Annotated in this window: 8 protein-coding genes; 5 read left to right on the top strand and 3 right to left on the bottom strand. The window is 67.9% G+C overall.

Annotation, left to right across the window (positions count from 1 at the left end; genetic code table 11):
• Positions 1 to 74: 74 nt before the first annotated feature.
• The 3 genes from ACWDU1_RS27795 to ACWDU1_RS27785 all read right to left on the bottom strand — a co-directional run bounded on the left by ACWDU1_RS27795 (position 75) and on the right by ACWDU1_RS27785 (position 1,353).
• Positions 75 to 449, bottom strand: coding sequence for a DUF3499 domain-containing protein (locus ACWDU1_RS27795; RefSeq protein ID WP_450002937.1), 375 nt, complete (start codon positions 447 to 449; stop codon positions 75 to 77).
• Between the two features lie 106 nt (positions 450 to 555).
• Entirely contained in the window at positions 556 to 1,035 is a 480-nt protein-coding gene (locus ACWDU1_RS27790; protein ID WP_450002932.1) for a metallopeptidase family protein, read from the bottom strand.
• An 84-nt stretch (positions 1,036 to 1,119) separates the two neighbouring features.
• Positions 1,120 to 1,353, bottom strand: coding sequence for a WhiB family transcriptional regulator (locus ACWDU1_RS27785; RefSeq protein ID WP_033243613.1), 234 nt, complete (start codon positions 1,351 to 1,353; stop codon positions 1,120 to 1,122).
• A gap of 532 nt (positions 1,354 to 1,885) precedes the next feature.
• Here ACWDU1_RS27785 and cofD point away from each other — a divergent pair.
• The 5 genes from cofD to ACWDU1_RS27760 form a co-directional block, all read left to right on the top strand.
• Complete coding sequence (gene cofD, locus ACWDU1_RS27780; RefSeq protein ID WP_450002935.1) at positions 1,886 to 2,863, top strand: 2-phospho-L-lactate transferase; 978 nt, start codon at positions 1,886 to 1,888, stop codon at positions 2,861 to 2,863.
• Positions 2,860 to 4,224 carry a coenzyme F420-0:L-glutamate ligase gene (locus tag ACWDU1_RS27775; RefSeq protein ID WP_450002930.1) on the top strand — a complete coding sequence of 455 codons (1,365 nt, stop codon included), beginning with the start codon at positions 2,860 to 2,862 and terminating at the stop codon, positions 4,222 to 4,224. The genes cofD and ACWDU1_RS27775 overlap by 4 nt, the downstream gene beginning before the upstream one ends.
• Positions 4,221 to 4,739: an NUDIX hydrolase gene (locus ACWDU1_RS27770; RefSeq protein WP_450002928.1), complete on the top strand. Its 519-nt coding sequence runs from the start codon at positions 4,221 to 4,223 to the stop codon at positions 4,737 to 4,739. Before ACWDU1_RS27775 ends, ACWDU1_RS27770 begins: the two co-directional genes overlap by 4 nt.
• 240 nt (positions 4,740 to 4,979) lie before the next feature.
• A complete protein-coding gene (locus tag ACWDU1_RS27765) occupies positions 4,980 to 6,233 on the top strand; it encodes an alkane 1-monooxygenase (RefSeq protein ID WP_450002927.1) in 1,254 nt (417 codons plus the stop codon).
• Positions 6,233 to 6,328, top strand: a 96-nt coding sequence (locus ACWDU1_RS27760; RefSeq protein ID WP_450002933.1) for a rubredoxin, incomplete at its 3' end; no start/stop codon positions are given. The genes ACWDU1_RS27765 and ACWDU1_RS27760, both read left to right, overlap by 1 nt.

Raw genomic sequence — 6,328 nt, 5'->3', positions numbered from 1 at the left:
GAGTCTCGAGCGCTGACAGCAGACGCTTAGAGGGCCGAACCCCGCGCGCCGGAGGCGCGCCAAAAAACACACCCTCAGTTGGGCGGATCGGGTAGGACCCGAAGATGCCCCCGCCGCCCCGTACGAGTGGGCCGTGGAGGTGGAGTGTGTTCCCGGTACCCCCGCTGTTCGGGTTCGGGGGGCCGGCGCCGTAGCCCGGCTTCCCGGACCGCTTCGGCGAGCGCGGTGAGATCGTCGTCGTCGGGGCTGGTGGCGAATCCGCCTTCGTGCCGGACCATGTCCCAGCCTTTGGGGGCGGTGATCCGGGAGGCGTGGGTTGCGCAGAGGTCCCAGGAGTGGGGTTCGGCGACCGTCGCCAGGGGGCCCACCACGGCGGTGGAGTCCGAGTAGACATACGTGAGCGTCGCGACGGCCGGATTCTTGCAGCCTGGTCGGCAGCAACGACGCATGGAGATCACGAAGTCGAGAGTAACCCGACGGACAGTCCGGGGTGGAGTAGACACGCTCATGTATGTGAGTAGCGTCCATCACCCGAAGGCGGGCAAGGTAACCCGTCTACTCTGGTTCGGGGTCGATGATGTCGGGGTCGACTCCCAGGTAGGTGGCGATCTGCTGGACCAGTACCTCGCGTAACAGTTCCACGAGGTCGTCGGGATCGCCCGCGCGTAGTTCGAGGGGTTTGCGGAACAGGACCACCCGGGCGCGGATGGGTGTGCCGTGCCGGTCGACGCCGGCGGGGATGAGCCGGGACAGTGGAACCGGCCCGTCGGCGACCACCTCGTCCGGCCAGGTGACCGTATCGGGGTGGAGGGGGCGGATTTTCGGGACATCGTCGACGGCGATATCCAATTTGGTGAGCCGGTCGTGCCAGCGGGTGTCCAGTGGGGCGAACGCCTCGAGGACCAGGCGGTCGAATTTCTGGCCGCGGGTGCGCCAAGCGGGGACGGTGGGAGGCAGCATCGGCCCGCGCACGCCACGGCCGCGACGGCCGACCGACCGGGCGGTCGGTGGTCTGCGGTTGCGGGATCGTGCCATGACCGCCAATTTAGTCAGTGATCGCCGACCGCGACGGCCCGCCCCGGCCACGTGCTCCGGGGCGCACCGACGCGAGCGGTGTCGTCAGCCGATACCGCGCTTGAGGCGCCGGCGCTCCCGCTCCGACAGGCCGCCCCAGATACCGAAGCGCTCATCGTGTGCGAGCGCGTATTCCAGGCACTCGTCGCGGACCTCGCAGCCCATGCAGATTCTCTTGGCTTCGCGAGTGGATCCGCCCTTTTCCGGAAAGAAGGCTTCCGGGTCGGTCTCCGCGCACAGTGCGCGTTCTTGCCACTGTTCTTCGATGGAGTCGAACATCTCGTCGAAACCCGTCACGATCAAGCTGAGCCGGGGCGTCGATTCTCGCTCGCTCCGATCGCGATCGGTCCAGCCGTTATCGGCAGCGGCGCCTCGTGCTGCGCCTGCCGTGGAATCGGTTCGCGATACACCCACCGGAATGCCGGCCGGGGCCAGTTCTTCGGCCATCGCTCCGCCTCCTCACTGTGTGTTAGCGCAGAATGATTTCTTTCCGTCGATCCACACGCATACCGACGGCCAAACTCCGCGACGTTGTCTCGCGGACTTCCCCGAGCCGCCATTCCTGTTCGAACATCCGTTCGAATTTCCGTGCGCGCCTTGTGCTTCCCGCGCGACCCGGAATGACATGTCTGTGATTAGACACGCCGCCGGTGCCGATGGTCAAGCCACCGTCACTATTCCGTTACTATCCCGCGCGGCATTCCGAGTCGATCTTGTGACCCGAATAGCAAATGAGCGGCAAATATAGCCGAACGCGCACTATTTCCCGGGCGGCATAGTGTGTACAGATGTGACTTCACAACAAGCGGACATCGGAGCTGCCAATGGTCCCCGTATCGCCGTCCTGGTCGGCGGAGTGGGTGGCGCGCGGTTCCTGCTGGGCGTCCGGGAGCTGCTGCCCGAAGCGCGGGTTTCCGCCGTCGTCAATGTGGGCGACGACGTCTGGATGCATGGGCTTAGAATCTGCCCCGACCTCGATACCTGCATGTATACGCTCGGCGGTGGAATTGATCCGGAGCGCGGCTGGGGGCGGCTGGGGGAAACCTGGCACGCGAAGGAGGAGTTGGCGAAATACCATGCCCAGCCGGACTGGTTCGGACTGGGGGATCGGGATATCGCCACACATCTCGTTCGTACCGAAATGTTGCGCGCCGGGTATCCGCTCTCGGCAGTTACCGAAGCGCTCTGCAATCGATGGCAACCGGGTGTGGAACTCCTCCCGGCAACCGACGATCGCTGCGAAACGCATGTTGTTATCAGTGATCCCGACAACCCCAGCGAACGCCGCGCGATCCATTTCCAGGAGTGGTGGGTTCGGTACCGCGCGGACGTCCGAACTCACGGATTCGCCACAATCGGGGCGGATGAGGCCAAACCGGCACCTAATGTGATTGAACTCATAAACGATGCAGATGTGGTATTACTCGCGCCGTCGAACCCCGTCGTGAGCGTGGGTTCCATCCTCGCGGTACCCGGAATCCGGGGTGCGTTGCGCACTACCGATGCACCGGTGATCGGGATTTCCCCGGTGATCGACGGCAAGCCGCTGCGCGGTATGGCCGACGAGTGCCTGTCCGTGATCGGCGTCGAGACCACGGCCGAGGCGGTCGGCCGGCACTACGGATCCCGTTCGGCCACAGGCATTCTCGACGGTTGGCTGATCCACACCACCGATACCGCCGAGGTGCCCGGCGTGGAGGTGCGCAGTGTGCCGCTACTGATGACCGATCCGCCGACCACCGCCGAAATGGTGCGTGCGGCACTGGAACTGGCGGGAGTGAAACCGTGACCGAGTCCTACGCACCCCCGGTGATCCCGGATCACGCCGCGGCGCAACTGCGGATCCTGCCCATCACCGGGCTGCCGGAATTCCGTCCCGGCGACGACCTGGCCGAGCAGATCGCCGCCCGGGCGCCCTGGCTCGAGGACGGCGATATCCTCGTCGTCACCAGCAAGATCGTCGCCAAGGCCGAGGGCCGGATAGTGCCCGCGCCAACCGATCCGGAGGAGCGCGACACCGCGCGGCGGCGGTTGGTGGAACAGGAATCGGTGCGGGTGGTGGCGCGGCGCGGGCGCACTCTGATCACCGAGAACCGGCTCGGCATCGTGCAGGCGGCCTCCGGCGTGGACGGGTCGAATGTGGAGCGCGACGAACTGGTCCTGCTCCCGGCCGATCCGGACGGCAGCGCGAAGGGGCTGCGTTCGGCGCTGGCCACCCGGCTGGGGGTGAATATCGCGGTGGTGGTCACCGACACCATGGGCCGCGCGTGGCGCAACGGGCAGACCGATGTCGCGATCGGATCGGCGGGATTGCGTGTGCTGCACGATTATTCGGGCACCGTGGATGGACAGGGCAACGAACTCCAGGTCACCCAGGTCGCCGTCGCCGACGAACTCGCGGCGGCCGCGGATCTGGTCAAGGGAAAACTGGGCGGGGTGCCGATCGCGGTGGTGCGCGGGCTCACGTTCACCGATGACGGCTCGACCGCGGCCGACCTGGTGCGCGCGGGCACCGACGATCTCTTCTGGCTCGGCACCGCCGAGGCGCTGCAGCGTGGCCGGGGCGAGGCGGTGCTGATGCGGCGTTCGGTTCGCGCCTTCGCGGATGCCCCGGTGGACCCGGAGCGGATCCGCGCGGCGACGGCCGTGGCGCTCACCGCGCCGGCGCCGCATCACACGCGGCCGGTGCGTTTCGTGTGGCTGCGCGACCGGGCCCGGCGGGACCGGCTGCTCACCGCGATGTCGGATGCCTGGCGCGCCGACCTCACCCGCGACGGGCTGGATCCGGACCGGATACGCCGCCGCGTGGAGCGCGGGCGGATCCTCTTCGACGCCCCCGAGGTGATCATCCCGTTCTGCGTGCCCGACGGCGCCCACGACTATCCCGACGAACGGCGCCGTGCCGCCGAGCGGACCATGTTCACCGTCGCGGTGGGAGCGGCGGTCCAGGGGTTGCTGGTGGCTCTTGCCGCCGAGGGGCTGGGCAGTTGCTGGATCGGATCGACGATCTTCGCCCCGGAGGTCACCCGGGAGGTGCTCGGGCTCGACGACGACTGGACTCCACTGGGGGCCGTCGCCATCGGGCATCCGCTCGACGAACTCACCCCCCGCGACCCGCGCGACCCCGACTCCGGCCTGGTGGAGCTGTGAGCGCCCGATCGCTGCACGAATCGGCGACCGGGCTGCTCACCGGCTGGAAACCCGAGACCGGGCCCGAGTCCTCGCTGCGGGAGGCGATGCTGGCCTTCCTCGGATCGGCGCCGCGCGGTTGCCTGCGGGAGCACGCCCCCGGGCATATCACCGCCTCGGCGGTGGTGTTCTCCGCGGACGGCCGTGACGTGCTGCTCACCCTGCACCCCCGGGTGGGCCGCTGGATCCAGCTCGGCGGGCACTGCGAAGAGAGCGACGAGACGGTGGCCGACGCCGCCCTGCGGGAGGCCACCGAGGAGTCGGGTATCCCCGGCCTGCGCGCGGAAGCGGGGCTCTACGCCGCCCAGGCCCACCCGATCACCTGTTCGCTGGGCGTCCCGACCCGGCATCTGGACCTGCTGTTCCGTTTCACCGCGCCGCCCGGTGCGGTCCCGGTACGCAGCGCCGAATCGACCGATCTGCGGTGGTGGCCGGTGGACGCCCTGCCGGCCGACTCCGATGTGCTGATCCGCTGACCGACGTCACTGCCCGGCCGTCCGCGGTCGAGCGGTGACCCGGACCGGTTCGACCGGGGCCGCAGGTCACGCCTTGGTCAACAACATGCGTCAAGGGCGATCCGATCTCTTGCAAAGCCATAAACCTCGCTGCTCGAGGGCGTTCCCGCGCCTACCGTCGGTACCAGTGGAAAACACCGCTGCGTCAGGAAGCGCGACGGCAGGGATCCCTGCCGGGCCCTAACTAGAAGCGAGACAGCGATGTCTGCCGACACCTCCGAATCGGCTCCGCCCCGACCATGGCGGGACCCCAAGCGTTACCTGTGGCTGTGGGGGCTGTTCGCACCCACCGGCCTGTTCACCGTCGGGGTGCCGCTGGTCTGGGTGGCCGGCCTGTCCGGCTGGCACGATCTCGTCCGCATCGCGTTCTGGCTCGGGCCGCTCCTGGTGTACCTGGTGATTCCGCTCGCCGATCTGGCCTTCGGCTCCGACAGCTCGAATCCGCCCGACGAGGTCTTGGAGGCACTGGAGAACGACCGGTACTACCGCTATCTGACGTATCTGTACCTGCCCTGCCAGTACGCCACGCTGATAACGGCGTGCTATCTGATCACCGCCGACAACCTCTTGCTGCCCGGTATAGACGGTGAGCTGCATCTGTTCGACAAGATCGGGCTGGCTCTGACAGTCGGGGTGATCGGCGGCATCGGTATCAATACCGCCCACGAACTCGGGCACAAGAAGGTCGGTATGGAGCGCAGGCTGTCCAGGATCGCGCTGGCGCAGACCGGGTACGGACACTTCTACATCGAGCACAACCGCGGCCATCATGTGCGGGTGGCCACCCCCGAGGATCCGGCCAGTGCCCGGCTGGGCGAAAGCTTCTGGGCATTCCTGCCGCGTTCGGTGCGCGGGGGAGTGCGCTCGGCCTGGGAGCTGGAGCGCACCCGGTTGCAGCGGCTGGGCCGTGGTGCGTGGAGCCCGCGCAACGACGTTCTCACGGCCTGGCTGCTGACCGCCGCCCTGTTCGCCGCTCTGGTCGCGGTGTTCGGGCCCGCCCTGCTGCCCTATCTGGCACTACAGGCGGTGATGGGGTTCGGCCTGCTGGAGGCGGTGAACTATCTGGAGCACTACGGCCTCGCCCGCGAACGCACCACCTCCGGCCGGTACGAGCGTCCCGGCCCGAGGCACAGCTGGAACAGCGACCATCTGATCACCAATATCTTCCTCTATCACCTGCAGCGGCACAGCGATCACCACACCCATCCCACCCGCCGCTATCAGACCCTGCGCAGCCGAGAGGAGGCGCCCGCGCTGCCCGCGGGCTACGCCGGCATGATCCTGCTCGCCTATGTCCCGCCGCTGTGGCGGCGGGTTATGGACAGACGCGTCCTCGCGCACTACGACGGCGATATCTCCCGCGCCAATATCCATCCCCGCGCGCGGCAACGGGTGCTGACGCGATACGGGGTGGGCGCACACCAGGACGGCGTGGTCGCGCGGGAGGCGGTGTGATGAGGGCGTATCGCTGTCCGGTCTGCCGATACGTCTATGACGAGTCGACGGGCGCGCCACGCGAGGGGTTTCCGCCGGGGACACCCTGGTCGGCG

The sequence above is a fragment of the Nocardia sp. NPDC003345 genome (genome assembly GCF_053589395.1).
Note: the sequence above shows the minus strand (reverse complement) of the source record. Positions and strands in the feature narration are given on the sequence as shown.